This is a genomic window from Chryseobacterium sp. T20 (assembly GCF_047345655.1).
In the GTDB taxonomy this organism is placed as follows: Bacteria; Bacteroidota; Bacteroidia; order Flavobacteriales; family Weeksellaceae; genus Chryseobacterium.
In genome coordinates this window covers 120,081-145,110 of record NZ_JBLFDU010000002.1, presented here as the reverse complement: position 1 = coordinate 145,110, position 25,030 = coordinate 120,081, and the positions used below count along the sequence as shown (strand labels likewise).

Sequence of the window (25,030 nt, the reverse complement as noted above, 5' to 3'; positions counted from 1 at the left end):
GACCAGTAAGAACTGGTCTTTTTATCTTATTTTCTGGTACGTTTAGGTTTTTTAGCTTCCTCTTTGGCCTTTTCGTCATCAATCGCTTTCTGCGCTTTATCGAAGAGTTCGCTATCAGCCGTATATTGTATTTCTTCGTTGTTTGGGGTATCTACAAGGATATCCTGCCATTTTCGGATCCTGTCTTTGGTATTCCAGTTGAAATCCGGGAATTTCCTTTTCGAAGGTTCTATCATGCTCATCGGATAAGTATCTGAAGCTGCACCGATACTGCATGAAATAATCTGTAAAGCTCTTTCTTCAAACAATGCTCCGATAATTCCACAGGTAGAAAGCGTAATTCCTATTCTTTCCGGTTTTTTGGTTTCCTGATCGGTATCATCAACATAAACGATAGACTGAGCGTTTCCAACCACTCTTGCTTCTTTAATAGCATTTTTCTCATAGTAAACCGTCATGAATTTTCCTTTCACCTGGTTGAACTCATCTTTCAGCGTAAGTGAGTCTACTTTACTAATGGCAAAGGCATTTCCGATTACTTTTAAAGAGTCAATATCTTCTGTCTTGGTATTAAAGTAAGCTTCTACTTTATCTCCGGTCACCTGCTTTTCACCACTCCAAAGAATCGGGTTGGTATACATATGCATAATTCCGTCTGTTTCATTGAAGGCAATGGAATCTGCTCTACCCTGTGCATTGGATTTAAAAATACGGGCTTTTTTGAAGGCTCTCAGATAGCTTTTCTTAACTTTGATATCTAATGTATCCGGTCTTTGATAAGAGATAATTTTTTCTGCAGCAAAATAAATGGAGTCTTTTTCCATTACTTTTACCGCATAAGGATTTTTAGTCATCATTGCGGAGTCTTTTTTCTCAAAAATTTCTCCATAACCTCCTTTTATATATCTTTTTTCTATAGGATCATCAAGGGTAACGTTTCCTGTTGCTTTACCAAATCCTGTGATCTGATTGTAGTACATATCATCACCGGTAAGGATTTTCTCATTGTAAAAGATTCTGGAGTTTTTGGTTAGAAAAGCCTCTTTGGAATCCATTCTATAAGTTCCTTTTTCCGTATAGATTCTGTTTCTTGGATTGGTTTTACTGGTAATGGTTGTAGGACCTAAAAAATCAGCAATTTTTGTATTCTGATTCTGCTTGATATTGGGTCCTTCTATAATATACTGAGGGGTTTCGATTTTTACATTTCCTGTAAGATCCACCACTCTTGTATTGAGAAAATAGGTTCCTACTTTGGCGTAGGTTACATTCTGACCGTCAGAGATTGTCCCACCTGTATTAAAATAAGCCTGATTAGCCAGCCTGTCATAATACAGAATATCTGTTTTTATGGTTTGCTTTGGATCGGTTAAAACCACATTTTTTCTGGCAACACCTTTCTGGGTATTGGCGTCATATTCCATTTCTCCTGCGGTGATTACAGAACCATCGGTATTTTGAAGTCTTGTATTTCCGATCGCTTTTACAAAGTTCTCTTCATTATACAAAACAACTTCATCTGCTGTAAGAATGGAGCCTTGATGTTCTATCTGAACATTTCCGGTAAAGTATTGATTCCCGTCGTATTTTTCAGGGCTTTTCTTGATCTCGTCCGCATGGATGATCTTTACTTTATCTTCAGGTCTCACCTGTTTGGGCTGAGCCGGTGAAGGAGCCTGCAAATAAGGATCTCTCTTCACAGGAGTTTTATCCTGCGCAAAGTTGAGCGTAGAAATAAAGAGTAACAGAAAAAGGGCTATTCTCATTAATTAGTCATTCTTAGTGCCATAGAAATATAGCGAATGAGAATCAATTTTTACGCCAAATGCTTCTTCAATGGCTTCTTTGATTCCTTGGATTCTTGGGTCACAGAATTCAATAATTTCTTCAATCTCTTTATCAGAGTCTTTTTTGTAGATCACCAGGTGGTCATGCTGTTTGTCAAAATAAGACTTTTCATAAGATGAAGAGGTCAATGTCTTTTCTCCGAACTGATGCTTACGGATCAAGCCTGCATCAAGGAAAATTTCGATAGTATTGTAAATGGTTGCTTTGGAAACATGATATTTTTTCTGCATCATCAGAAGATACAGATCATCAACATTAAAGTGATGATCCATATTATAAATCTCTTCCAATATCGTATATCTTTCAGGTGTGTTTCTGAACCCTTTTTCTAATAAGTAGTTTCTCAAAACATCCTTGATCAAAGCTATATTTTTTTCTTTTTGTATTGTATCCATTAAAAAAATTATCTACAAATTTATTGAATTTTATTTAAATAGATAGTATGGTTAAATACGAGTGGCTACGAGTTGTGACGGAAATACCCGGACTGCTCGATCTTATTATCATAAACTGTTAATTCTGTGATCGGTGCAGATTCTACCTCTACGTTATGTGAAGATACTCCCCAAGCCTTAAAGTCGTCACTTCCGATATACTTCACAAAATTGTAAATGTTAAGAGTAATCTTCTGTTTAACAGTTAAAAGAATATCGTTGATATAGGTGTTATCTATGATCACATATTTAAGATCCGGTGGTATATCATGAGCTCTTAAAGATGGGTGACTGCTTCTTGAAGGAATGGTTCCGTCTGCCATTAAATCTTTAAGGACCATATTGAAATAATCATTGATTCTTCGGTCTACTTTAAATCCTAACAGGAAGTTGATTTTATATACGGTCCCCGGAAGAATCTCGTCTACGGTATATCTGAAAGTATATGGATCTTCCTGGTTTACGATGCTCAGGATGAAATAATGATCTGCTCTTTTCGGCTGTTTTTTGATGATAGAATAAATAATTTTGGATTCCACTTCATCATTTCTTTTGGCTCTGCTCAGATAAGCCAAATTGGTAGCATATTTCGGAATGGTTTCGTCCAGTTTCATGTCTTTAAGGATAGACACATATTTTTCTATTTTCACAAACTGGATAAATCTTGTTTTGATCAGTCTTCCGTTATACCATGCATACATAGAAACTCCGATAGAACCTGCTAATACAACAGTGATCCATCCACCTTCCATGAATTTGATGATGTTGGCACTAAAGAAACCTAATTCGATAGCCATATAAACCATTGCGAACAACAGAATCAAGACCTTGCTTACTCTGTGTTTCAGTAGCCAGAATACCAATAGAACTGTGGTCATCAACATCGTTACAGTAATGGAAAGTCCGTAAGCGGCTTCCATTTTTCCTGATTCTCTGAAGTGAAGAACAACAATGATACAAAGGATAAGAAGTCCCCAGTTGATTCTTGGGATATACATCTGTCCTTTAACTCCGGAAGGATAATCAATTTTCTGATTCGGCCACAGGTTAAGAGACATTGCTTCTGAAAATATGGTGAAGGAACCGGTAATTAACGCCTGGCTGGCAATAATTGCTGCTGCTGTTGCTAAAATTACTCCCGGGATGATCATCCATTCTTCCATGATTCCAAAGAAAGGATTCACTACAGAAAACCCAGGTTTGTTATAATTGGTTAAAAGCCATGCTCCTTGTCCAAGATAGTTCAGAATAAGCATAATCTTAACGAATGCCCAGCTTACTCTGATATTTTTAGCACCACAGTGTCCTAAATCAGAATATAATGCTTCTGCTCCGGTTGTACAAAGGAAAACAGCTCCTAAGATCACAATAGCACTCGGAGAGTTCACAATAAGCTTGTAAGCATAGTAAGGGTTGAAAGATCTTAAAATCTCAAAGTTTTCACTTAAATGCATTACTCCCAGTCCTCCTAATACCAGAAACCAAACTACCATTACAGGACCAAAAAATTTCCCGATAAAGCTGGTTCCGAACTGCTGCACCACAAAAATGGCAATCAGAATTCCAATGGTGATAGGTACCACAGGAGTGTGCGGGTTATAAATTTCAAGACCTTCAATAGCTGACATAACCGTCAGTGATGGGGTAATAACTCCGTCCGCAATAAGAGCTGCTGCTCCTACAATCGCGATGAGATACAACCATCCTTTCTTAAGGTTTCTTACCAATGAAAACAAAGCAAGGATACCGCCTTCCCCTTTGTTATCTGCTCTCAAAGCAATGATCACATATTTTATCGTGGTCTGCAGGGTAAGGGTCCAAATGATACAGGAAAGTGCTCCTTCTATGTATTCATTGAAAGGCATATTGCTCCCTTGGGATCTTGCATTCACAATTGCTTTCATTACGTAAAGCGGAGAGGTACCAATATCTCCAAAAACAATTCCTAGAGACACTAAAACTCCTATGAAGGAAAGTTTCTTTATGTCGAAGTGGTAGCCATCTTCTGTAACTTCTGCCATATCAGCTTAATTTATTTTAAAGGCGCAAATTTATACTAATTTTATGACGTCAAGAATTTTTCTTCATGAATATAATAAATGAAAAAACTTCCTTTCGGAAGTTTTTTTCTATAACTATTCTATAATTATTTTACGTACATCGCTTTTTTGATTTCCTCTTTTACTTTTTCAAGTTTAGGGAACCATTCTGCAAATAATGCAGCAGAGTAAGGTGCAGGTGCATCAGGAGTAGTAATTCTCTTGATAGGAGCATCTAAGTAATCAAATGCTTTTTGCTGTACCATATAAGTAATTTCAGAAGAAATAGAAGCAAATGGCCAAGCTTCTTCTAAAATAACCAATCTGTTTGTTTTCTTAACGGAAGCTAAAACAGTATCAAAATCCAGAGGACGAACTGTTCTAAGATCGATAACTTCTACAGAGATTCCTTCTTTCGCCATATCTTCTGCAGCCTGTAAAGCTAACTTCATGATTTTACCGAAAGAAACTAAAGTAACATCTGTACCTTCTCTCTTGATATCTGCTTTTCCTAATGGTAAGTAGTATTCTTCTTCAGGAATTTCCATTTTATCTCCATACATCTGCTCAGATTCCATGAAAATAACCGGATCATTATCCTGAATTGCAGTTTTCAACAACCCTTTCGCATCGTAAGGATTTGAAGGAACTACTACTTTAAGACCAGGAATGTTTGCAAACCAGTTTTCAAAAGCCTGAGAGTGGGTAGCACCTAATTGACCTGCAGAAGCTGTAGGACCACGGAAAACGATTGGACAATTCCATTGTCCACCACTCATCTGACGGATTTTTGCAGCATTATTGATAATCTGATCAATTCCTACCAATGAGAAATTGAATGTCATATACTCTACGATGGGTCTGTTACCATTCATCGCAGCACCCACAGCAATCCCTGTAAAACCAAGTTCAGCAATTGGGGTATCGATTACTCTTTTAGGACCAAACTCATCCAACATTCCTTTTGAAGCTTTATATGCACCATTGTATTCTGCAACTTCCTCCCCCATTAAAAAGATGGATTCGTCTTTACGCATTTCCTCGCTCATTGCCTGTGCAATTACCTCACGAAAAGTATATTCTGCCATATTTATTCGAAAAATTTAGACTACAAAAATAGTGTTTTTTTATTATACACATCATAAAAACGGTCTTCATTTCCATGAGAAGTCATAATATTAACTGTATTTAAAATTAATTTTCCTTCTTAAATGCTTCCTTCTTGTAGCTTTTTTATGTTCCGAAGAATTTTCACAGTATTTTTATCCACAAAAAATGACATCTCATTTCTGAGATGTCATCTAAAATTCTATTTAAACTTATATTAATTAGCTTTCTCCCAAACCTGGGTTCTTCCTAATAAAGATAATCCTAAGTACCCTCTTACGTTCAGTTTATCACCACTTCTTGTGATGGTACATTTGTATGTTTTTCCTGTTTTAGGGTCTGTAATAGTTCCTCCGGTGAACTCATCACCGTCTTTTTTCAGTCCTCTGATGATTTCCAATCCTAAAATTGGTTTTCCTTTTCTGTCGTCTTTACAAGCTGTACAGTTTGGATCAGCTGGTTTTATCAACAACTGAGAAACTTTTCCATAGTATTTCCCATCTGACTTTTTGAATACTTCAACAATAGATTTTGCTTGTTTTGTCTCATCATCTATCGTTTTCCACTTACCTTCTATCTGTGCAAATGTAAGTACACCACATAAAGAAAGTGCGAACGTTAACAATATTTTTTTCATATTTCTTATAGTTTTAATTTTATATAATATTCTTATCTACGTATTGATAAAAATATAAATTAATTTTCAACGAACAAAAACTTTTATTATACAAAGCATAAAGAGACAAAGAAAAGCAAAAAAATCAATCCAAAGTCACTTCTTTCTTCTTAATAAAGCTTTCTGTTAATCACCCTATCCATATAATCCTGATACCAGGCCTTTGCGGTTTTCTTTCCTTGTTCTATTTCTGGGTTTTTAACTTCATTCATGATATTTTTTTCAAGGCTCAGATCAGATTTATCATAGACTCCGATGATTTCTTTTCCGTCAAAGCGGTAAATATAATTTCCGATCATAAACTGATCTGTACTTCCATCTGAGTTTACGACGATGAAAGGATATTTTTTGTCACTCACCAAACTTCTTCCCCAGCTTCGGATAGGTTTGTTATACCCGATAAGATCTGCCAGTGTAGGATAGATATCCGCCTGCTGTGCAATTTCCTGGCTAACACCTTTTAGTTGATATTCAGGATTTGGAGAATAGAAAACCAATGGAACGGCATAACGGTTCATCGCTCTTTCATATTCCGGATAATAGACCTGATTGGTATGATCTCCCGTGAAAACAAAGATGGTATTGTTGTACCAAGGTTGCTTTTTAGCCGTTTCAAAATATTTTTTGATCGCATAATCCGTATACTGCATCGGCTCATGGATTTCTATTTTTCCTTTTTTAAATTTCCCGTTATATTTTTCAGGGATTTTAAAAGGGTGATGGGATGATGCCGTAAATACAGTCGTCATAAAAGGTTGTTTCTTTCCTACATTCTTAGCGAAGTACTGAAGGAAAGGTTCGTCCCAGATCGCCCACATTCCGTCAAAATCTTCATCATGATTGTATTCTGTTTTTCCGAAATAATGTTTAAATCCTAAAATATTTCCGAAACCAAGGAATCCCATAGAACCATTTGGAGCACCATGATAAAAAGAAGTATCATAGCCAAGATCATTACACACGGAAACAATAGACTGAATTTTCTGATTGGAATAAGGAGATCCTGTGAATGCATCGGTAAGGCTCGGAATTCCGGCCAAAACACTGCTCATCCCGTGAATAGACTGTCTTCCGTTTGCAAAAGTATTCGGAAAAATAAGACTTTGCCCAGCCAGACTATCCATAAACGGAGTGTAAGAAACGTAATCCTTGATATTTTTATCTTTATTGAATGCTCCCGAATATTCTCTCCCGAAAGACTCTACAATGAAAATAACAATATTGGGACGGTTCTCCACTTTTCTGTCGTATACTTTATAAGGCTGTACATAATCTTCAATATATTTTTTATCTACAAAATGAACTTCCTTAAAATTATTGGTATTTAAAGTCCTGAAAAAGGAGAATGTACTATTGAGTACGATGTTTCCCTGAAGCGGATTTGTTACAAAACGGGTAGCATCCACCATATTAATAGGTCTCGTGCTATGCTTAAAATCGCCTCTGATTCCTCCCACAACCAGCACAGCTGTCAAACACAGTGTAAGAACGGAAGTGACAAAGTAAGGAAGCAGTTTCACAGGTTTCACATCTTCTACTTTTACCCTTTTGTAAAGGAAAACCCATAGAATCATTAAAACCACATACCAGATCAGGACAAAAGGATGTTCCCCCACAGAGATCATCAGTGTTTTAGAAACATTGGATTCATGTTCTGCCACCTGAAATACGGCTGAAGTAAGTCTTGCCTGCGAAAATTTATAGTAAATAAAATCTCCGAAATTCATGGCATAAGCAATCCCGTTGGTGATGAAATATAGCCAGAATAGAATTTTCTGAAAGATTTTCTTGGTATTAATAACCAGAGGCAATAAACTCAGGAGTATAAATAATGCGTTGACATATAAAATAGCGGTAGTATCGAAAGCTGTACCATGGAAAGCCAGCTTTATGTAATCAGAAACCGAGTCAACTTTAATCAGATCTTTATTAAAATACCAGAATAAAAGTCTGGCAATCTGATAAAAAACATAGGCTAAAAAAATCCTGTACACCAATGCCAGAACTTCCTGTTTTCTAAATCCTTTTAAAAATTTCATGGAGCAAATTTACATCAAAATCACTTTAATGCATTTTTTAGTTCATATTATTTTGAGTTAGAATTTTTAAAAACTGTAATTTTGTGCTTATGGATTTTATAAAGAATAATCTGGCCAATGCCTTAACCCTGGCTAACTTATTTGCAGGTTGTGTAGGTGCAATACATTTAATTTTAGGAGATTATCAGACAACAGCCATCTGTCTTATCCTCTCTTCTATCTTCGATTTTTTTGATGGCTTTGTAGCCAGAGCTGTAAAATCAAACTCTAATCTTGGGCTTCAGCTGGACTCGCTTGCGGATATGGTAAGCTTTGGAGTAATTCCGGGACTTACAATGTATAAAGCCCTTGAACCTTTCGGTGCAGAATTGCTTGGAATGCATTTTCCATTTGAGATCAAGTATCTGGGATTAATTGTTACCGTATTTTCCTGTCTGAGACTTGCGATCTTTAACCTTGATGAAGAACAGCGTTATTACTTTAAAGGATTGAATACGCCTACCAACACCGTTTTACTGTTCGGTCTTTATTATGCCTTTAAAGAAACCGGAACTTTTGGCTTTCTGTTTAATAACGAATTGTTACTGATTCTGCTCACTCTTCTTACGTCATGGCTTCTGATCAGCCCGATTAAGATGATGGCGATGAAATTCAAATCAAAACAATTAAAAGATAACTACCCTAAAGTTGTATTACTGGTGGGAGGAATTGCTATTCTTGCGATATTCCAGGTTGTTGGAATTCCAATGCTGGTTATTTATTATATATTGGTGTCTCTTATTTTTCAGGGACAGTTAAAATAACTCATTTAAATAAAACCCATTTCAAATTATTAATCATCAACATGAATTTAAAACTCCATAAACCACTTTGTATTTTTGACCTGGAAACCACAGGGACTAATATTGGAAAAGACAGAATTGTTGAAATCTGTATCTTAAAAGTAAATCCGGATGCTTCCAGAGAAAGCAAAACATGGCGTGTAAACCCGGAAATGCTTATTCCTAAAGAAAGCAGTGAGATCCACGGGATTTATGATGAAGATGTAAAAGATGCTCCTACCTTCAGAGACATTGCTTCTAAAGTAATGGAAATGATTACCGGAAGTGATTTGGGAGGATTTAACTCCAACCGATTTGATGTTCCGCTTTTGGCTGAAGAACTTTTAAGAGTAGGAATGGATTTTGATCTGAGTAAATTCAGACTGGTAGATGCACAGACTATTTTCCATAAAAAAGAACCTAGAAACTTAGGTGCTGCTTACCAGTTCTACTGTGGAAAAACATTGGAAAATGCACACTCTGCAGAAGCTGATGTAATGGCAACGTTTGAAGTTCTGGATGCTCAGGTTGGAAAATATGATGATATTCCGAATGAAATAGCGCCGTTAAGTGAATTCACATTCCATAATAAGAATGCAGACCTTGCCGGATTTATCGGATACAATGAAAAGATGGAAGAGGTTTTCAACTTTGGAAAATATAAAGGCCAGGGTGTGAAAGCGGTATTCCAAAAAGATTTAGGATATTTCGGATGGCTTCAGAATGCTGACTTTCCATTATATACCAAGAAGGTTTTTACAAAGATTCAACTATCAAGTAGATTTTAAATATGTCTGACCTGGTTCGTTTTAAATTTTATGAAACTGCCCTTGAAGCTAACAGGGACAAGCAGATACTGAGCGAAAACGGTATCAACAGTTTTATTGCGAATGAACAGCTTATCCAATCGGATTGGCTTCTGTCACAGGCTGTAGGAGGCATACAGCTTCAGGTGTTCGAAGAAGATGTGGAAAAAGCTAAGCAAATCCTGCAGGACTATAAAGACAATGAGCAGTATTCGCTGGAGGTAGAACATACCATTGAAGAACCTGAATTTGATTTTGTCTGCCCGAAATGTGGCTCCAATCATATTTACAGGGATGACAGTGCTACCAGCTTCTTTGGGATTTCATTTCTGACGAGTCACAAATTCAAATGTTACTATTGCGGGAATGAGTTTACTCACTAGTCTTTAAAAGATCTAAGATTGCTTCGTCCCTCGCAATGACGAAGTTAAAAAATATAAAAAAAGAGTTATGAAAATAATCTGCATAGGAAGAAACTACAGTGAACACGCGAAAGAATTGGGAAATGAAATTCCTGAGAATCCCGTTATCTTTATGAAACCGGATACCGCTGTTTTAAAAGGAAATGATTTTTATATTCCTGAATTTTCCAATGATATTCACTACGAACTTGAAGTGGTAATAAAAATTTCAAAAGGAGGAAAATATATTCAGAAAGAAACAGCCCACAAGCATTATGAAGAAATTGGTCTGGGAATCGATTTTACAGCCAGAGATCTTCAGAGCGAACTGAAATCAAAAGGGCTTCCATGGGAGCTTGCCAAAGGTTTCGATGGTTCGGCTGTGGTAAGCAGTTTCTTCAAAAAAGAGAACTTCAGCCTTGAGAACCTTCAGTTTTCATTATTAAAAAATAAAGATAAGGTACAGGATGGCAATACGAAAGATATGATGTTCAACTTTGATGATATTATAGCTTTTGCTTCTCAGTATTTTACGTTAAGAGTAGGTGACCTTATTTTCACAGGAACACCAAAAGGGGTTGGAAAGGTAGAAGAAAATGATATTCTGGAAGCTTACCTTGAAGAGGAAAAAATTCTTGATATCCGAATATTATAAGTATTTAACATCAAAGTCTGACAAATTTTTCCTATCTTTAGGTAACAAAATTAGAGGTTATGATAAATATTGTATTACCCGTAGATTTTGGGGACAAGACAGACCAATTGGTAGACGGTGCCATAAAATTTGCAAAACAGCTTAACGGCAGAATTTACCTGATCCACGTAGCGCCATCAGATATCGGCTTTGCTATTGGTGATATGGGATTTCAATATTTTCCTGAAGTGGAAGCCAATGAAATCAGAGAAGAGCTGGTGCAGCTTAATAAAATTGAGCAAAGAATCATCGGCCATGATATCGATTGTGAGCACCTTTTAAAACAGGGCCTTGCCAAAGATATTATTCTGGAACATGCAAAGGCAAAAAATGCAGATTATATTGTGATGGGATCACATGGCAGAAGCGGAATCTATGATGTATTCGTGGGAAGCTTAACAAAAGGAATTACGAAAAGTTCAAGTATTCCTGTGCTGGTACTTCCGATTCACGACTAAGCAAAAGAAATTTTAATCGTTAGTAATAAAAAAACCGATCAAAGCATAATGTTTGATCGGTTTTTTACTATATAACCAATTAATTAACCTTCTTTTTTGTAAATATTCGGATCGTAGTAAGGATTCTTACCTTCCGTTGGAGAATAATAGTCTTTGTCTTTATCACCACCTAGTGTAACCACCAGTACGTAGCACCAATAAGTAAATAGTACACAGCAAACTATAAATAGAATCCAGTTTAAAACATTTCCAAACGCATCAAAGAAACCGAAAGTCCATTTGAAAACTTTGCTTAAGAATAGAAAGAAAGACGTCATTATTTTCCTTTTTTAAATTAACTTTGTACAAATTTATAAAAAATGTTTAAATTACTTTCAAAAGAAAGCAATATTTTTTCAATTCCTGTTTATATTGGTTTTCTTCTTTTAGTAGTCGTAATATTTAACATACTGAATTTCAACACTTACGAAGCTATAGTTGCCGGAATAACTTTTCTGGGAATTGCTTTGGGATATTTTTGTTTTCACAGTATTGCTCTTAATTATCAGACCCATCTGCCGTTATTCTTATACACCTTTTTCATTTTCGGGCTGTATCCCGGAAATCTGGATATAGGAATTGCTGTTTCGCTGCTTACCAACTCCTTTCTTATCCTTCTTCTGACGAGTGCGGATGAAGATATCAGAAAGAAGTCGTATGTATTGGTGGGATCTATTGTAGCGCTGAACTTTATTTTTCTTCCTACAACATGGCCGATGGCTGTTTTTGTCATCATCCACGTGATTGCAACTTCTGCTAAAATTACCCTGAACCTCTTCAGGTTTCTATTGGGAATTGTTTTGATTACATTCAGTTATTTTTCTGTCATGTATTTCGTTCAGTTCACGTCATGGAATATTGATTATTTTCCGTTTGGAAGGATGAAACCGGTAACAGATTACACGGAACTTCTGCCGTTGATCCCTGTAGTTCTGATGCTTATTTATGCTGTATATGACCATTTTAAAAATTATAATAAGAAAAGTCCGATAAGTAGGTATAAATACACTTTCCTACTGGTTTTTTCTGTGGCACAGCTTGTTTCCATCATTTTATACATGAATAAAAGCTATGAATATCTGCTTCTTCTGGCATTTCCTTCTAGTATTATTCTGAGCAGAATGATGAGATTTTTACCTAAATACTGGATGCGTGAAGCCAGTGTATGGGTTATTATTATTAGTTTACTGACCTTTAAAGCAGGTACAGTTTTTGATTTATTTTAGAAAATTATGATTCAGATAGACGATAAATTGATTTCAGAGGAAATTTTTTCCGAAGAATTTGTTTGCAACCTTACAAAATGTAAAGGTGCATGTTGTGTGGAAGGAGATGTGGGAGCTCCGTTGGATAAAAACGAGCTTGAGATATTGGACAGTATTTTTGATAAAATAAAGCCTTACCTTACTCAGGAAGGAATTAAAGCCCTTGAAGAACAGGGAACATGGACTACTGATCCGCACGACGGAATGTATGTTACTCCTATGGTGGAGAACCGCGAATGTGCTTATGTAACGTTCGATGAAAAAGGAATTACAAAATGTGGAATTGAAAAAGCATATGAAGATGGTGCCGTGGACTGGCAGAAACCTATCTCTTGCCACCTTTACCCTATCCGTGTTACGGAATATTCGGCATTTACCGCATTGAATTATCACGAGTGGAATGTATGCAGTGATGCCTGTACCCTTGGAAAAGAGCTTCAGGTGCCTGTTTATAAGTTTTTAAAAACTCCACTGACGAGAAAGTATGGTGAAGAATTTTACACTGTTCTGAGCGAAGCTGCTGAAGAATGGAAAAAAGAATATGGTTCTTAACCGATACGTATTTGAATAAAATAATAAAAACCGCAGAGAGATCTGCGGTTTTCTTATTTACTAAAGCTTATAAAAAGTAGGTTAATTGGATGTTCCTGCTTTTTTAGCTTCCTCTTTTTTTACCTTTTCCCATCCGTCTTCCGGCATTAACGTTGCTATATTTTTCTCTTTTGTAAGGTATTTTTTAGCAACATCCTGAAGGTCTTTTACGGTAAGCGCTTTTACTTTATCCTGATAATTTAAGATATCATATTTGTCACTTCCATCTAACTGATTTTGGGCAATACCCTGCAACCAGAATCCATTGTCTTTAAGACTTGTTTTATATTCGTTGTATTCTCCTTCTTTGTATTTATCAAGATCCTTTTGCTCTGGTCCTTTATCTATCAGTTTTTGTAATTCTACAATAGCACTTTTGGTAAGCTTATCTGCATTTTCAGGACCACAAGGGAAATTAACAGTAAAATCATACGCACTGTATGGGATTTTACTGAAGCTTCCGCTTGCACCACCTCCATAAATGCCGCTTTCATCTTCTCTTAGCTTTTCAAGAACTTTAATGGTAGCGACTTCTCCAAGAGCAGATAATGCCATAGCTTCCTTCTCATTATAAGGAGCTTCTCCACTGTAAGAAATTGTTACAAGGCTCTTCGGTTCTTTTCCTTTTTTATAAACCTTAGTGTATCCTCCTTTCACGGGTCTGTAGCCTGTATCTTTAAATGTAGATGATTTTCCTGTTGCAGGAAGTGAAGCGATATACTGCAGGACTTCATTTTTAAGTTGTCCTTCATCTATATTCCCTACAAAATAGAAATGAAAATTACCTGCATTAGCAAATTTTTGTTTGTAGATATCATAAGCGGTCTTATAATCTGTATTTGCCCAATCTTGTTCAGTAGGTTCAAGGCCGGTGAATCTTGGGTTTTTCTGATTGATAAATTTGGAATATTCATTAGAAAAATAATATCCCGGATCCGAATCTACATTCGCCAGCATTGCAGACTTCTTTGTTTTATAGGCGTTGAATGCTTCGGGGTTATAGTTTAAATCTGTAAAACAAGCATAGATCAACTCCATCGCGGTCTTCAGATCTTTTTTCGAGCTTGTTCCGGAAACACCTTCTGTAAGGCCACCCACATAAGCACTTGCACTCACCTGTTTTCCCGCAAGATAATGTGCAAGATCTGTCTGGGAAAGCCCGGCTAGCCCAGCTTCCAGCAAAGCATCGAATGCGTATTTTGTTTTATTGTAATCGGTATCGGGAATGACAGACACTCCTCCCAGGCTTATTCCTGCAAAAACAATTTCATCATCTTTAAAATCTGTTTTTTTGAAAGTAACCTTAGCACCGTTGTTCAAAGTCCATGTAGTAGTTCCTAACTTAGCATCTGCTTCTGTTTTAGTAATTTTCCCTTCAGATTTAAAAGGCTTTATTAAACTTTCGGTTTTCTTTTTTTCTTCATAAGGTTTAAGATCAGCCATTTTTACGACATCGAATGTCTTCAAAACCATCGCTTCTGTTGGCATCGTAATATGATCCTTTTTTGGACCAGTAATAACAATGACCCTGCTGTCATCCTTTACCAGCTTTTTGATAATTCCATTAGTTTGTTCCAGGGCTATAGCTGGAAGGATTTCTTTAATATGTTCATATCCCCAGGTAATTCCAGGTATTGGTTCCTGTCTCAGGAAATTATTCACATAACCATCGATGAGCTCACCGCTTTGGTTTTTATCTTTGTTGTTGTAAGCCCATTCATAAGAAGAAAGCATCTGATCTTTTGCTCTGTCCAATTCAGATTGGGTAAATCCGAATCTTTTGGCTCTTTCCACTTCTTCCAAAAGAACTTTTAGCCCATTCAGCTGATCACCGTCTTTTGTAGCTGCTGATCCCTGAAATGCTTCTTTACTTCTTGCAAAAGTTCCTCCGTGATAAACTGAACCATAAGTAAAAGGTGGATTGGTAGAGTTAACCAGTTCTGCCAATCTGCTGTTCAGCATCATATTCACAAGACCTTCTGCAACACTTTGATCATATTGCTGAACCGTTACATCCGGTTGGTACGCTTCAGAATCTTTGATGATGAATTGTACTCCAGAACCTGTTGCGTCAGGATCTGTCTCAATGGCTACCAGTGCTTCTTTATGGTTCGGAAGATCAAAAGATTTTCTTTCTCTGGGTTTTGAAGGATTTTTATATTTACTGAAATTATTCTTGATCTTTTTCTCTATTTCATCTACATTGATATCTCCTACTACCACAATTGCCATCAGATCCGGTCTGTACCAGTCCTGGTGGAATTTTCGGATAAGATCTGGTTTGAAGTTTTCCAGTACTTCTTTTTTACCGATTGGTAGCCTTTCTGCATATTGAGATTGGTATAAAAGTTTCGGAAGGTATTTATCCATCATTCTCTTATCAGGTCCAAGACCTAACCTTAGTTCTTCCAGAACCACACCTCTTTCTTTATTGATTTGTCCGTCAGAAAGTGTTGCATTAAATGCCCAGTCTTCCATTACTTTCAGTCCGGCATCCAGATTTCCGGGTTTATCTAATGGGACAGGAAGCATATAAACCGTTTCGTCAAAACCGGTATAAGCATTCAGGTGCTGTCCGAATTTTACTCCGATAGATTGCAAAAAGTCTACTAATTTATTATCCGGAAAGTTTTTGGTTCCGTTGAAGTTCATGTGCTCCATAAAGTGAGCCAGCCCTCTTTGATTTTCGTCTTCAAGAATAGATCCGGCATTGATCGCCAGACGGAATTCTACTTTTTTCTCAGGTAAAACATTTTTTTTGATGTAATACTTCATTCCGTTAGAAAGAGTACCGATTCTTAGGGACGGATCCACAGGGATGTTTTGTCCATAGACATTTAGAGACATCAGGAAGATGGCTGAAAACGAAGATAATATTTTTTTCATCTACATTATTTTTTGACCCCTCAAAAATATCGATTCTCTATGCAATTAGCCCTTTACCACAGGGTTAAATTGAAGTTAAAAAAATTAAATATTACAAAATGAAAACAAATTGTTTCTTTTATATCACTTAAAATGATTTTTAATTAAAAACATCCATGAATTAATTAAAATAGACTAATTAAAAATAAGACCATTTTATTCATTTACTTATAAATCATGGTTAATCTGCTATTATATTATCCTGCTCAAACAAAAAAAACCGTTGTATTGTACAACGGTTCTCATATTTTAATTAAAAAAAATTAATTAGCAGCGCCTGCTTTTACAGTTACAGTTTCTGCTTTTTTAGGTTCTTCTTTTTTAGCTTTTTCCCAGCCATCTTCAGGCATTAGGGTTGCTACAATCCTTCCTTTTGTAAGATATTTTTTCGCAACATTCTGAAGATCCTTTACCGTAAGTGCTTTTACTTTATCCTGATAATTTAAGATATCATACTTGTCACTTCCATCTAACTGGTTCTTAGCAATGGCATTCATCCAGAACATATTGTCTTTAAGTTCTGTCTTGTTGTCATTGTATTCTCCTTCTTTATATTTATCCAGGTCTTTTTGTTCAGGACCATTATCGATAAGCTTCTGAAGCTCTGCAATAGCACTTTTAGTCAGCTTCTCTGCATTTTCCGGACCACAAGGGAAATTAATACCGAAACTATACGTTCCGTAAGGTATTTTATTCATTCCTCCTCTGGCACCACCTCCATAGATACCACTTTCATCTTCTCTCAGCTTTTCGATAACTTTAATGGTAGCCACTTCTCCAAGCGCTGATAATGCTAAAGCTTCTTTTTCATTGTAAGGAGCCTCTCCGCTGTAAGAGATAGATACCATACTCTTAGGATCTTTTCCTTTTTTATACACTTTGCTGTAATCTCCGGTCATCGTTCTGTACCCTGTATCTTTATACATTGCTGTTTTTCCTGATGATGGCAGACTTGCAATATATTGCAGCACTTCGTCTTTAAATTTGGCTTCGTCTATGTTTCCTACAAAATAGAACTGGAAGTTTCCTGCATTGGCAAATTTATCTTTATAAATATCGTAAGCTTTTTTATAATCTGTATTTGCCCAGTCTTTCTCCATTGGGAATACCCCGATAAATCTAGGATTCTTCTGGTTCATGAATTTTGCATGCTCATTAGAGAAGTAAGCCTGAGGATTAGACAACAGGTTGTTCAACATTGCAGATTGCTTTTCTTTATAAGCATTAAAGGAAGCAGGATTATAATTTAAGCTTGTAAAATAAGCATACATAAGCTCCATAGCAGTTCCTAAATCCTTTTGTGTAGTTCTTCCGGAAACGCCCTCAAAAAGAGAGGTTACCATAGGATTTACGTTCACTTGTTTGCCAGCAAGATAATTGGTAAGATCTGCTTTAGAGAATCCTCCAACTCCAGCTTCTGTTAATGCTGAGAAAGCAAACTGAGTTTTATTATAATCAGCATCAGGGATAAGAGAACTTCCTCCTAAGCTTCTTGCGGTAAATACGATTTCGTCGTCTTTAAAATCTGTTTTTTTGAAAGTAACTTTCGCTCCGTTACTTAAAGTCCACGTCGTTGTTCCCAACTTGGCATCTGTTTCAGTTTTAGCAATTTTTCCTTCAGATTTGAAAGGTTTCACCAGATTTTTGATGGTTGCTTTTTCTTCATAAGGCTTAAGATCCGCCATTTTCACAGCATCAAATGTATTCAGTACCATTGCTTCTGTAGGCATGGTTACATTATCTTTTTTAGGCCCTGTAACGACAATTACCCTGCTATCATCTTTCACCATTTTCTTGATGATTTCATTGGTTTGTGCAAGCGTAACAGATGGTAAGAAAGCTTTGGTATCTTCATATTCCCAAGCAATTCCAGGAATTGGTTCCTGTTCAAGGAAGTTTCTTACATACTCGTCTATCAGAATCTCACTTTCTGTTTTGTCTTTGTTGTTATAAGATCTTTCAAGATTGGAAAGCACCTGAGATTTTGCTCTGTCTAGTTCAGATTGTGTAAATCCAAATCTTTTTGCTCTTTCAACCTCTTCCAATAAAACTTTCAATGCATTCAGCTGATTTCCCTCTTTCACCATAGCAAATCCCTGGAAAGCCTCTTTACTTCTTGCATAAGTTCCTCCGTGGTATACTGATCCAAAAGTGAAAGGTGGGTTTGTAGAATTGATCAGTTCTCTCAACCTGTTATTTAACATAGTAGTTGAAAGATTTTCTACCAGACTTTGATTGTATTGTTCTACGGTTACATCAGGTTTATAGGCATCAGCATCTTTCATGATAAACTGTACCATAGAATTGGTAGCATCTGGATCTGTTTCAATAGCTACCAAAGTTTCTTTATGATTCGGAAGATCAAAAGATTTTCTTTCTCTAGGTTTTGAAGGGTTTTTATATTTGCTGAAGTTATCCTTGATCTTCTTCTCAATTTCGTCTACATTGATGTCTCCTACTACGATGATTGCCATCAGATCCGGTCTGTACCAGTCCTGGTGGAATTTTCGGATAACATCTGGTTTGAAGTTTTCCAATACTTCTTTTTTACCGATTGGCAGTCTGTCTGCATATTGAGATTTGTATAAAAGCTTTGGAAGATATTTATCCATCATTCTCTTATCCGGTCCAAGACCTAATCTCAGTTCTTCCAGTACCACTCCTCTTTCTTTATTGATCTGATTGTCTGAAAGGGTTGCATTAAATGCCCAGTCTTCCATTACTTTCAGTCCGGCATCCAGATTTCCCGGTTTATCTAATGGAACAGGAAGCATGTAAACCGTTTCGTCAAAGCTTGTATACGCATTAAGATGCTGCCCGAATTTCACTCCGATAGACTGTAGAAAGTCTACTAATTTATTATCCGGAAAATTTTTGGTTCCGTTGAAGTTCATGTGCTCCATAAAGTGAGCCAGTCCTCTTTGATTTTCATCTTCAAGAATAGATCCTGCATTGATTGCCAGACGGAAGTCTACTTTTTTCTCCGGTAACGTGTTTTTTTTGATATAGTACTTCATTCCGTTGGAAAGAGTACCAATTCGTACAGATGGATCCACTGGAATATTCTGTCCAAAGGCATTTGCAGACATCAGGAAAATGACGGCAAATGAAGATAATACTTTTTTCATGGTTATTTGATTTTATTTACGGTTTAAAACTAACATTTATTCACAAGGTGAAGAAATCATAAAATCTTTTTTATAGTTAAATTTGAGTTAAAATTATTTATATACTAAAAAAACCGGGAAATTCCCGGTTTTTATCTCTTAAAAAGTATCTTATTATTTAAAATCAGCATCTGTAACTCCAGAGTTGATTACCACTTTTGTCGTTTTAATTGTCATTTTCTGACCTCCACCTTCAGCATCTACTTCAGCCGGGAACTGTATTCCGTCTACTGCCATATAGCTTTTAATGGTTGCTTTACCTTCTCCTGCATCCGTCTTATATAAAAGTCCTGTTCCTGCATCGAAATAGAATTTTCCTTTGTCTGAAGACAAAACATTATAATCTTTTCCGTCAAGTTTTTCTGTAGATACAGCCTGGAAATTAGAAGCATCAAATGCTAAAGCATCCATTGGCTTTCCTTTTTTAAGCTCAGCAATTTTGTCAGCAGGAATATCTGTTTTAGTTCCCATCTGATCAAAATATCCTTTCTCACCGTCAAAAAGCTGTACCATTTCTTTCCCCATAAAAGATTGTACAGATTTGAATTTATTCCCTAATTTCTTAGTGGTCATTTGGATTTCCATTCCCTGTACAGCCACTGTATTATCAGTAATGGTAGATTTTATAGCGTCCAGTTTATCTTTTCCACCTAGCGCTTTGAAATAATTATCAACAACCTCTTTAGGTGTAAGTTTTGATTTTACGGCTTCTGTTTTAGCAGATGCAGCCCCTTTTTTCTGAGCTGCTGCAGGCACTGAGAAAAGTACAGCGCAGAAAAACGGAATGATGATCTTTTTCATATTTATAATAAAGTTTAAAAAGTAAATATAGGAATATTGGCGGACATACAAATAAATAATGAGTAATGAGCAATTAGTAATGAATGATCATTGATTGATGATGAATGACAAATATGATGATTGATTAATTTTTTAGGTGTAGATGGGTAATAAAAAAAACCGCCAAAAAATTGACGGTTTTCAAATATTTATATCTGAGTATAATTATTTCTTAAGTTCTTCTAAAAATTCGTCGTGAGAAATTTTAGTTTCTTTTTTGCTAGCTTTTTCAAGAATTACATCTTTCAATTTAGCCATTGCTACTTCAGAAGAAATTTGTCTTACCTGCTCCTGGTCTTTCAACATTTCAACAGCATATTTTTGGATTTCTTCATCCCCTAAGTGGTGGATTCCGTAGATCGCCAATTGGTTTTTCACCAACTGCTCAGCCTGAGCTAATACATCAGCATAGTCTAGGTTGATTTCGTTCTCAGTCATCAATTTACCTTCGATGATCTGATACTTCAATTGGTTTTTCTCAGCTTCAAGAATTTCTTTAGCCTGATCTTCAGACTGGATATTCTGGTTAGAGAATAATAACCACTTCACAAGGAAAGATTCAGGAAGTTTTACTTCTTCTTTCTCTGTTACTTGCTCTAATACTTTATTCACGAAGTGAACATCAGCATTCTGTTGGAAATACTCGTCTAATTCAGTTTTCACTTTATCTTTAAGCTCATCTTCAGACTTAATGTTTCCTTCTCCGTATACTTTGTCGAATAGCTCCTGGTTAAGTTCAGCTAGATCTAATGAATAGAAATCTTTTACTTTAACTTCTAATTCATTGTGGTGTAGGTGTTCAACTTCTTCTTTGCTGAATCCTAATTCTTTAGCTAATTCTTCGTCACCTGCAAGAGTTTCTTTCGTTACTTTTACAGAACCTTCCATTTTCAAACCTTTTACCAATTTGAAAGCTTCTTTGTTTTCAGCAGTAATCGTAAGGTTTTTTGGGTGGTGGTGGTGCTCTCCTTCAGCATCTTCTTCCACAACCTGAGAAACTTCTAAAGCAATGTAAGAATCTTTAGTGATTTTATCTTGAGGAACCTGCTCAGCGAAACGCTTCTGCATGTTTTCAATGCTCTTACCGATTTCTTTATCAGAAGCTTCTACTTTGTAATGAGGAGCTTCATATTTAGCTAAATCTATAGTGAATTCAGGCTCAAATCCTACTTCGAAAGCAACTTCTAATTGATCAGCATTGTAATCGAATTCGTTTACTGGCTGAGGAACAGGCTGACCAACTAATCTTAATTTGTTGTCATTAACATAGTTGTTTAAAGCATCAGAAACTTGTCTGTTGATTTCTTCAAATGCAATACCTGCTTCATATTGTTTTTTAACCATACTCAAAGGCACTTTCCCTTTTCTGAATCCAGGAACTTGCGCATTTTTAGCATAATTAATCAACTGCTTCTCTACTTTTTCTTTGTAGTCAGATTTTTCCAATGTTACTGTAAGCAATGCACTTACATCATCATGGTTTTGTGCGGTAACCTTCATTATTGATTAAAATTTTAGGTTGCAAAAATAGGAATTTTTTATGAAAAATACCCATTTAAAATCAACTTATAAAGCCAAATATTGTTAAATAAAAAACCACCGGAGAATTCCGGTGGTCCAAACAAGATTAAAGGTATATTAATTAATAATATTATAGTTAGCCTGTGCATCAGTTTCTCCTCCTGTATGAGTTCCGTAAATCACTCCGTTTCCACTGGCAGCAGAAGCTTCAGAAACTGTTACCGGCTCATGGAATAATGTAAGAACCAGCTGACTAGGTGCGGAAGCATTTTTCACAGCAGTATTTACTACCCATTTTGTTTTCAACCCAACACGGTTTCCATCTCCTCTTGTAGAGCCGGCATCATCGGTACGGGTTAAAGTGATATCAGAGTTGGGAAAGTTATAGACTAAGAAATGTTCATTTTTAGCCTCTATAATTTCCTGAGTAGCATCTTCGTCTCCATTCTTGAAAATAACTTCTACATTATATGTATGTCCATTGATCAATTTAACATTAGGATTCGTTGTGCTGTTTACCTGATAATCATATACAACCGGCGCTCCTCCAGCAGCATCTGTTACTCTTAAAAGAACATCTGACAATTCTTCCTGAGGAAGGTCATCTGCTTCATCATCGCTTCTGTTACACGATGTTAAGCTTAAAGAAATAGCTAAGAATAAAAGTCCTAAGATAAGAGTTGTATTTTTAAAAATATTTTTCATGTTTTTGATTTTAAGTAATTAAAATTGATATTTAAGAGTTAAAATAAAGTTTCTTCCCATTTCGTTGGAAAAGAAACGGAGTCTGTTCAGATAATCTCTGTAAGACGTATTGAATACATTTCGAACTGAGAAATCAATTCCGAAATTTTTAGACAGATTCACCCCTGTCTGAAGGTTCCAAAGGGAATATCCGTTTGGAGGTGTAGAGATATCGACTTCTTCATTGTAAGGATTTCCATCCGAATCGAATAATCTGATTGGGACGTTATAAACAGGAAATCTTGTCTGTTTCAGATACGTATTGTTACTGACGGTGAAATAGAAGTTTTTCCATTCTTTTTTATTGAATTCCAATGAATTGTTAAAATTCGGAGGCATCATAAGAATAAGCGGTACATCATGGGTTGTATCCTGCCCATAAACGTAAGATCCGCTTCCTTTGTAGGTCAGATTATCTGTGATCTTAAGCTGAGCATCAATATCCAATCCATACATTTTTGCATTGATCTGTTGATAGTTGTATACCACAAAAGCTCCGCCCCACTGAGTATTCTGGTATCCTGTAGGAATCTGGTTGATAAAATTCTGAGTATAAAAGAAATATGGGTTAACAGAAATATTCAGTCCTTTTAAGACATTTGCTTTTACATCTGCCACTAAGTTAAACTGGTTTCCTGTCTCGCTTTTCATTCTCATATCTCCTCTTTCAATAATAGCGGCAGAATGGTGAAGTCCGTCAGCAAAAAGCTCTGCAATATTCGGAGACCTTGAAACTCTGGCATAATTAAATTTCAGATTAAAATATTCAGAAGGATGATAAACAATACCTCCGTTTACTGAAATATTATTATACGTTAATGATGGGTTGGTAAGAATTCTGTTTTGGTTGATTCTCACTACAAAATCTGAATAATCTGCTGCATAAAGTTTGTTCCAGTCGCTCAGATCATACCATTTTGTTACATCATAATGATCATAATCATATCTGCCTCCCAATTCAAGATCCAGTTCGGGCGCAATTTTATATTTCAATACAGAATAAATTCCTGCATAATATCTGTCATAGTTCGGAACAAGACGTCTTGCTTCGGTCTGTGTATTGGAATAGTTGTTCTGATACCCTGCATTAATTCCTGTTTCAAGATTCCAGTTTCCTCTTTCTATCAGGTGGTTCACATTCAGATCATTCGTTATCAACTCAAGATCCAAAGCAGGTTTTTTACTTAATGCTTCTGTACGCCTGATATCATATTCTTTTCTATGATTGTACTGAAAGCTGTAAGTAGCAGTTATTTTTCCAAAATTTTCAAACCTTTTGTAAGCCGAAACTTTAGCGATATGATGTTCGATTTCCTGTTTAGGATTATCAATATCATAGCTAAAATCTCTCTGATAAATTGGTTCTGGTGATGTAAGAGCATTACGTAGATCTTCAGAGTTCCCTACGTGAGAACTTCTAAGAATCCCGACTGTGCTTTTCGTCAGATAATAATCAAATGAAAATCCTTTTTCAAATGTCATTTTCTGCACCCCAAAATTAAATCCTGAGCTCTCAAGACCAGTATTCATCAAGCCATACTCCGGAGCTTCAAGATCACCCAGTTTTTTATAGCTTCCATTGGTTTTTATAGCCCAGCCATTCTCCCAGGTTTTTGCCAATTTTACATTAAGATCAGCTCCTCTTCCGTTTGAAATTCCGGAAAGAGAAACATTTCCCATAATGGTATCTTTCTTAGGTAAAACCTGAGGCTGCAAAACAACAACTCCACCTACGGCTCCGGCTCCATATTTCAAAGCAGATGCTCCTTTGATCACATCAATATGCTCAAAGTTATTGACATCTACATTGGGTGCATGCTCTACTCCCCATTCCTGCTCGGCTAGTTTAACCCCATCATTAAGAATGGAGACCCTACTTCCATAAAGCCCATGGATAATAGGTTTAGCAATATTATTTCCTGTTTTAAGAACGTTAACACCGGAAATATTAGTTAATAAATTCCCTAAGTTTTCGGTGACATTTCTTGAAAGCGTTGATTTATCAAGTGTTTTCACCACCATACTTCCATTGTTCTTATGACTACCATGAATAGTCACAGTTTCAATATCTTTAACATGGTGTTCCAGCGTAATAACCAGCTGAACATCCTGATCAACTCCTATATTTTCAGTATAATCATCACAATCAGGATGTTGTGCAATGAGTGTATACTTCCCTGCAGGAATTTTATCTAAAGAAAATTTACCTTTCTTATTTGTTTTGGCTGTAAAGTTTCCGATTTTAATCACTGCATTTTCCAGCAATGTCTTATCATGGAAATCCTGAACGGTTCCCTCTACAGTATAAGTTTTTTGTGCACTTGTAAATACTGATCCACAAAAGATCAGCAGCAGGCAATATATCAATTTCATTGTAAATAGATTGATTGCGTACCCTTTTCATCAGGGTACATTTTTCGTTAAAATTTGTGGGAAGGGTTAGTTTTGATGGTACAATGTATTCCTGGTAAGAAGTTAGGAGCCGGAAAATAGTAATTGAACATTATTAAACATCAATTACAGATTATCAGGTGTTTTTCCCGACAACTTTAAACCTTAAACTTCAAACATTGAATTTGAAGCAGTAAACATTGAACTTTAAAGTACAAAACTTT

At 36.1% G+C, this 25,030-nt stretch carries 20 protein-coding genes; 7 read left to right on the top strand and 13 right to left on the bottom strand.

Annotated features, from left to right (window positions below; genetic code table 11):
- Positions 1 to 26: 26 nt before the first annotated feature.
- From ACMA47_RS05960 to ACMA47_RS05935, 6 genes are all read right to left on the bottom strand, one after another.
- Positions 27 to 1,766: an OstA-like protein gene (locus tag ACMA47_RS05960; RefSeq protein WP_413929066.1), complete on the bottom strand. Its 1,740-nt coding sequence runs from the start codon at positions 1,764 to 1,766 to the stop codon at positions 27 to 29.
- 3 nt (positions 1,767 to 1,769) lie between these two features.
- On the bottom strand, positions 1,770 to 2,243 hold the full coding sequence (locus ACMA47_RS05955; protein WP_002976876.1) for a Fur family transcriptional regulator: 474 nt from the start codon (positions 2,241 to 2,243) through the stop codon (positions 1,770 to 1,772).
- Between the two features lie 65 nt (positions 2,244 to 2,308).
- Positions 2,309 to 4,303, bottom strand: coding sequence for a KUP/HAK/KT family potassium transporter (locus ACMA47_RS05950; protein ID WP_413929065.1), 1,995 nt, complete (start codon positions 4,301 to 4,303; stop codon positions 2,309 to 2,311).
- Positions 4,304 to 4,428: 125 nt separating this feature from the next.
- Positions 4,429 to 5,409: a pyruvate dehydrogenase complex E1 component subunit beta gene (locus ACMA47_RS05945; RefSeq protein ID WP_034696867.1), complete on the bottom strand. Its 981-nt coding sequence runs from the start codon at positions 5,407 to 5,409 to the stop codon at positions 4,429 to 4,431.
- Between the two features lie 236 nt (positions 5,410 to 5,645).
- On the bottom strand, positions 5,646 to 6,065 hold the full coding sequence (locus ACMA47_RS05940; protein WP_079242999.1) for a DUF2147 domain-containing protein: 420 nt from the start codon (positions 6,063 to 6,065) through the stop codon (positions 5,646 to 5,648).
- A gap of 149 nt (positions 6,066 to 6,214) precedes the next feature.
- A complete protein-coding gene (locus ACMA47_RS05935; RefSeq protein WP_413929064.1) occupies positions 6,215 to 8,143 on the bottom strand; it encodes an LTA synthase family protein in 1,929 nt (642 codons plus the stop codon).
- Positions 8,144 to 8,232: 89 nt separating this feature from the next.
- On the opposite strand from ACMA47_RS05935, the gene ACMA47_RS05930 reads away from it, so the two are divergent.
- The 5 genes from ACMA47_RS05930 (at position 8,233) to ACMA47_RS05910 (ending at position 11,323) form a co-directional block, all read left to right on the top strand.
- On the top strand, positions 8,233 to 8,946 hold the full coding sequence (locus ACMA47_RS05930; protein ID WP_413929063.1) for a CDP-alcohol phosphatidyltransferase family protein: 714 nt from the start codon (positions 8,233 to 8,235) through the stop codon (positions 8,944 to 8,946).
- A 41-nt stretch (positions 8,947 to 8,987) separates the two neighbouring features.
- The gene (locus ACMA47_RS05925; protein WP_413929062.1) at positions 8,988 to 9,752 is read left to right on the top strand and encodes an exonuclease domain-containing protein; all 765 of its coding nucleotides are present in this window, start codon (positions 8,988 to 8,990) and stop codon (positions 9,750 to 9,752) included.
- A 2-nt stretch (positions 9,753 to 9,754) separates the two neighbouring features.
- Positions 9,755 to 10,153 (top strand): DUF2007 domain-containing protein, encoded by a 399-nt coding sequence (locus ACMA47_RS05920; RefSeq protein WP_413929061.1) that lies wholly within the window; start codon positions 9,755 to 9,757, stop codon positions 10,151 to 10,153.
- A 67-nt stretch (positions 10,154 to 10,220) separates the two neighbouring features.
- The gene (locus tag ACMA47_RS05915; RefSeq protein WP_413929060.1) at positions 10,221 to 10,826 is read left to right on the top strand and encodes a fumarylacetoacetate hydrolase family protein; all 606 of its coding nucleotides are present in this window, start codon (positions 10,221 to 10,223) and stop codon (positions 10,824 to 10,826) included.
- Positions 10,827 to 10,885: 59 nt separating this feature from the next.
- The gene (locus ACMA47_RS05910) at positions 10,886 to 11,323 is read left to right on the top strand and encodes a universal stress protein (protein ID WP_034696860.1); all 438 of its coding nucleotides are present in this window, start codon (positions 10,886 to 10,888) and stop codon (positions 11,321 to 11,323) included.
- An 83-nt stretch (positions 11,324 to 11,406) separates the two neighbouring features.
- Here the strand turns inward: ACMA47_RS05910 and ACMA47_RS05905 are convergent, their stop codons facing one another.
- A complete protein-coding gene (locus ACMA47_RS05905; protein WP_034696859.1) occupies positions 11,407 to 11,640 on the bottom strand; it encodes a DUF6341 family protein in 234 nt (77 codons plus the stop codon).
- 42 nt (positions 11,641 to 11,682) lie between these two features.
- On the opposite strand from ACMA47_RS05905, the gene ACMA47_RS05900 reads away from it, so the two are divergent.
- Both ACMA47_RS05900 and ACMA47_RS05895 read left to right on the top strand, forming a co-directional pair.
- Positions 11,683 to 12,588 carry a DUF6427 family protein gene (locus tag ACMA47_RS05900; RefSeq protein WP_034696858.1) on the top strand — a complete coding sequence of 302 codons (906 nt, stop codon included), beginning with the start codon at positions 11,683 to 11,685 and terminating at the stop codon, positions 12,586 to 12,588.
- Positions 12,589 to 12,594: 6 nt separating this feature from the next.
- The gene (locus tag ACMA47_RS05895; RefSeq protein WP_034696856.1) at positions 12,595 to 13,179 is read left to right on the top strand and encodes a DUF3109 family protein; all 585 of its coding nucleotides are present in this window, start codon (positions 12,595 to 12,597) and stop codon (positions 13,177 to 13,179) included.
- A gap of 81 nt (positions 13,180 to 13,260) precedes the next feature.
- Here ACMA47_RS05895 and ACMA47_RS05890 read toward each other — a convergent pair whose 3' ends face one another.
- The 6 genes from ACMA47_RS05890 to ACMA47_RS05865 all read right to left on the bottom strand — a co-directional run bounded on the left by ACMA47_RS05890 (position 13,261) and on the right by ACMA47_RS05865 (position 24,788).
- Complete coding sequence (locus tag ACMA47_RS05890; RefSeq protein WP_413929059.1) at positions 13,261 to 16,104, bottom strand: M16 family metallopeptidase; 2,844 nt, start codon at positions 16,102 to 16,104, stop codon at positions 13,261 to 13,263.
- 302 nt (positions 16,105 to 16,406) lie between these two features.
- Positions 16,407 to 19,271, bottom strand: coding sequence for a M16 family metallopeptidase (locus ACMA47_RS05885; protein ID WP_413929058.1), 2,865 nt, complete (start codon positions 19,269 to 19,271; stop codon positions 16,407 to 16,409).
- A gap of 153 nt (positions 19,272 to 19,424) precedes the next feature.
- Positions 19,425 to 20,111: a hypothetical protein gene (locus ACMA47_RS05880; protein WP_413929057.1), complete on the bottom strand. Its 687-nt coding sequence runs from the start codon at positions 20,109 to 20,111 to the stop codon at positions 19,425 to 19,427.
- Between the two features lie 204 nt (positions 20,112 to 20,315).
- Positions 20,316 to 21,650, bottom strand: a complete 1,335-nt coding sequence (locus tag ACMA47_RS05875) for a trigger factor (RefSeq protein ID WP_413929056.1) — start codon at positions 21,648 to 21,650, stop codon at positions 20,316 to 20,318.
- Between the two features lie 138 nt (positions 21,651 to 21,788).
- Positions 21,789 to 22,376 carry a hypothetical protein gene (locus ACMA47_RS05870; protein ID WP_413929055.1) on the bottom strand — a complete coding sequence of 196 codons (588 nt, stop codon included), beginning with the start codon at positions 22,374 to 22,376 and terminating at the stop codon, positions 21,789 to 21,791.
- Positions 22,377 to 22,394: 18 nt separating this feature from the next.
- A complete protein-coding gene (locus ACMA47_RS05865; RefSeq protein WP_413929054.1) occupies positions 22,395 to 24,788 on the bottom strand; it encodes a TonB-dependent receptor in 2,394 nt (797 codons plus the stop codon).
- Positions 24,789 to 25,030: the final 242 nt, after the last annotated feature.

What these genes read in the sequence shown, in the direction of transcription:
- ACMA47_RS05960 (WP_413929066.1), bottom strand. Translation starts at nt 1,766, where the DNA reads ATGAGAATAGCCCTTTTTCTGTTACTCTTTATTTCTACGCTCAACTTT.
- ACMA47_RS05955 (WP_002976876.1), bottom strand. Translation starts at nt 2,243, where the DNA reads ATGGATACAATACAAAAAGAAAAAAATATAGCTTTGATCAAGGATGTT.
- ACMA47_RS05950 (WP_413929065.1), bottom strand. Translation starts at nt 4,303, where the DNA reads ATGGCAGAAGTTACAGAAGATGGCTACCACTTCGACATAAAGAAACTT.
- ACMA47_RS05945 (WP_034696867.1), bottom strand. Translation starts at nt 5,409, where the DNA reads ATGGCAGAATATACTTTTCGTGAGGTAATTGCACAGGCAATGAGCGAG.
- ACMA47_RS05940 (WP_079242999.1), bottom strand. Translation starts at nt 6,065, where the DNA reads ATGAAAAAAATATTGTTAACGTTCGCACTTTCTTTATGTGGTGTACTT.
- ACMA47_RS05935 (WP_413929064.1), bottom strand. Translation starts at nt 8,143, where the DNA reads ATGAAATTTTTAAAAGGATTTAGAAAACAGGAAGTTCTGGCATTGGTG.
- ACMA47_RS05930 (WP_413929063.1), top strand. Translation starts at nt 8,233, where the DNA reads ATGGATTTTATAAAGAATAATCTGGCCAATGCCTTAACCCTGGCTAAC.
- ACMA47_RS05925 (WP_413929062.1), top strand. Translation starts at nt 8,988, where the DNA reads ATGAATTTAAAACTCCATAAACCACTTTGTATTTTTGACCTGGAAACC.
- ACMA47_RS05920 (WP_413929061.1), top strand. Translation starts at nt 9,755, where the DNA reads ATGTCTGACCTGGTTCGTTTTAAATTTTATGAAACTGCCCTTGAAGCT.
- ACMA47_RS05915 (WP_413929060.1), top strand. Translation starts at nt 10,221, where the DNA reads ATGAAAATAATCTGCATAGGAAGAAACTACAGTGAACACGCGAAAGAA.
- ACMA47_RS05910 (WP_034696860.1), top strand. Translation starts at nt 10,886, where the DNA reads ATGATAAATATTGTATTACCCGTAGATTTTGGGGACAAGACAGACCAA.
- ACMA47_RS05905 (WP_034696859.1), bottom strand. Translation starts at nt 11,640, where the DNA reads ATGACGTCTTTCTTTCTATTCTTAAGCAAAGTTTTCAAATGGACTTTC.
- ACMA47_RS05900 (WP_034696858.1), top strand. Translation starts at nt 11,683, where the DNA reads ATGTTTAAATTACTTTCAAAAGAAAGCAATATTTTTTCAATTCCTGTT.
- ACMA47_RS05895 (WP_034696856.1), top strand. Translation starts at nt 12,595, where the DNA reads ATGATTCAGATAGACGATAAATTGATTTCAGAGGAAATTTTTTCCGAA.
- ACMA47_RS05890 (WP_413929059.1), bottom strand. Translation starts at nt 16,104, where the DNA reads ATGAAAAAAATATTATCTTCGTTTTCAGCCATCTTCCTGATGTCTCTA.
- ACMA47_RS05885 (WP_413929058.1), bottom strand. Translation starts at nt 19,271, where the DNA reads ATGAAAAAAGTATTATCTTCATTTGCCGTCATTTTCCTGATGTCTGCA.
- ACMA47_RS05880 (WP_413929057.1), bottom strand. Translation starts at nt 20,111, where the DNA reads ATGAAAAAGATCATCATTCCGTTTTTCTGCGCTGTACTTTTCTCAGTG.
- ACMA47_RS05875 (WP_413929056.1), bottom strand. Translation starts at nt 21,650, where the DNA reads ATGAAGGTTACCGCACAAAACCATGATGATGTAAGTGCATTGCTTACA.
- ACMA47_RS05870 (WP_413929055.1), bottom strand. Translation starts at nt 22,376, where the DNA reads ATGAAAAATATTTTTAAAAATACAACTCTTATCTTAGGACTTTTATTC.
- ACMA47_RS05865 (WP_413929054.1), bottom strand. Translation starts at nt 24,788, where the DNA reads ATGAAATTGATATATTGCCTGCTGCTGATCTTTTGTGGATCAGTATTT.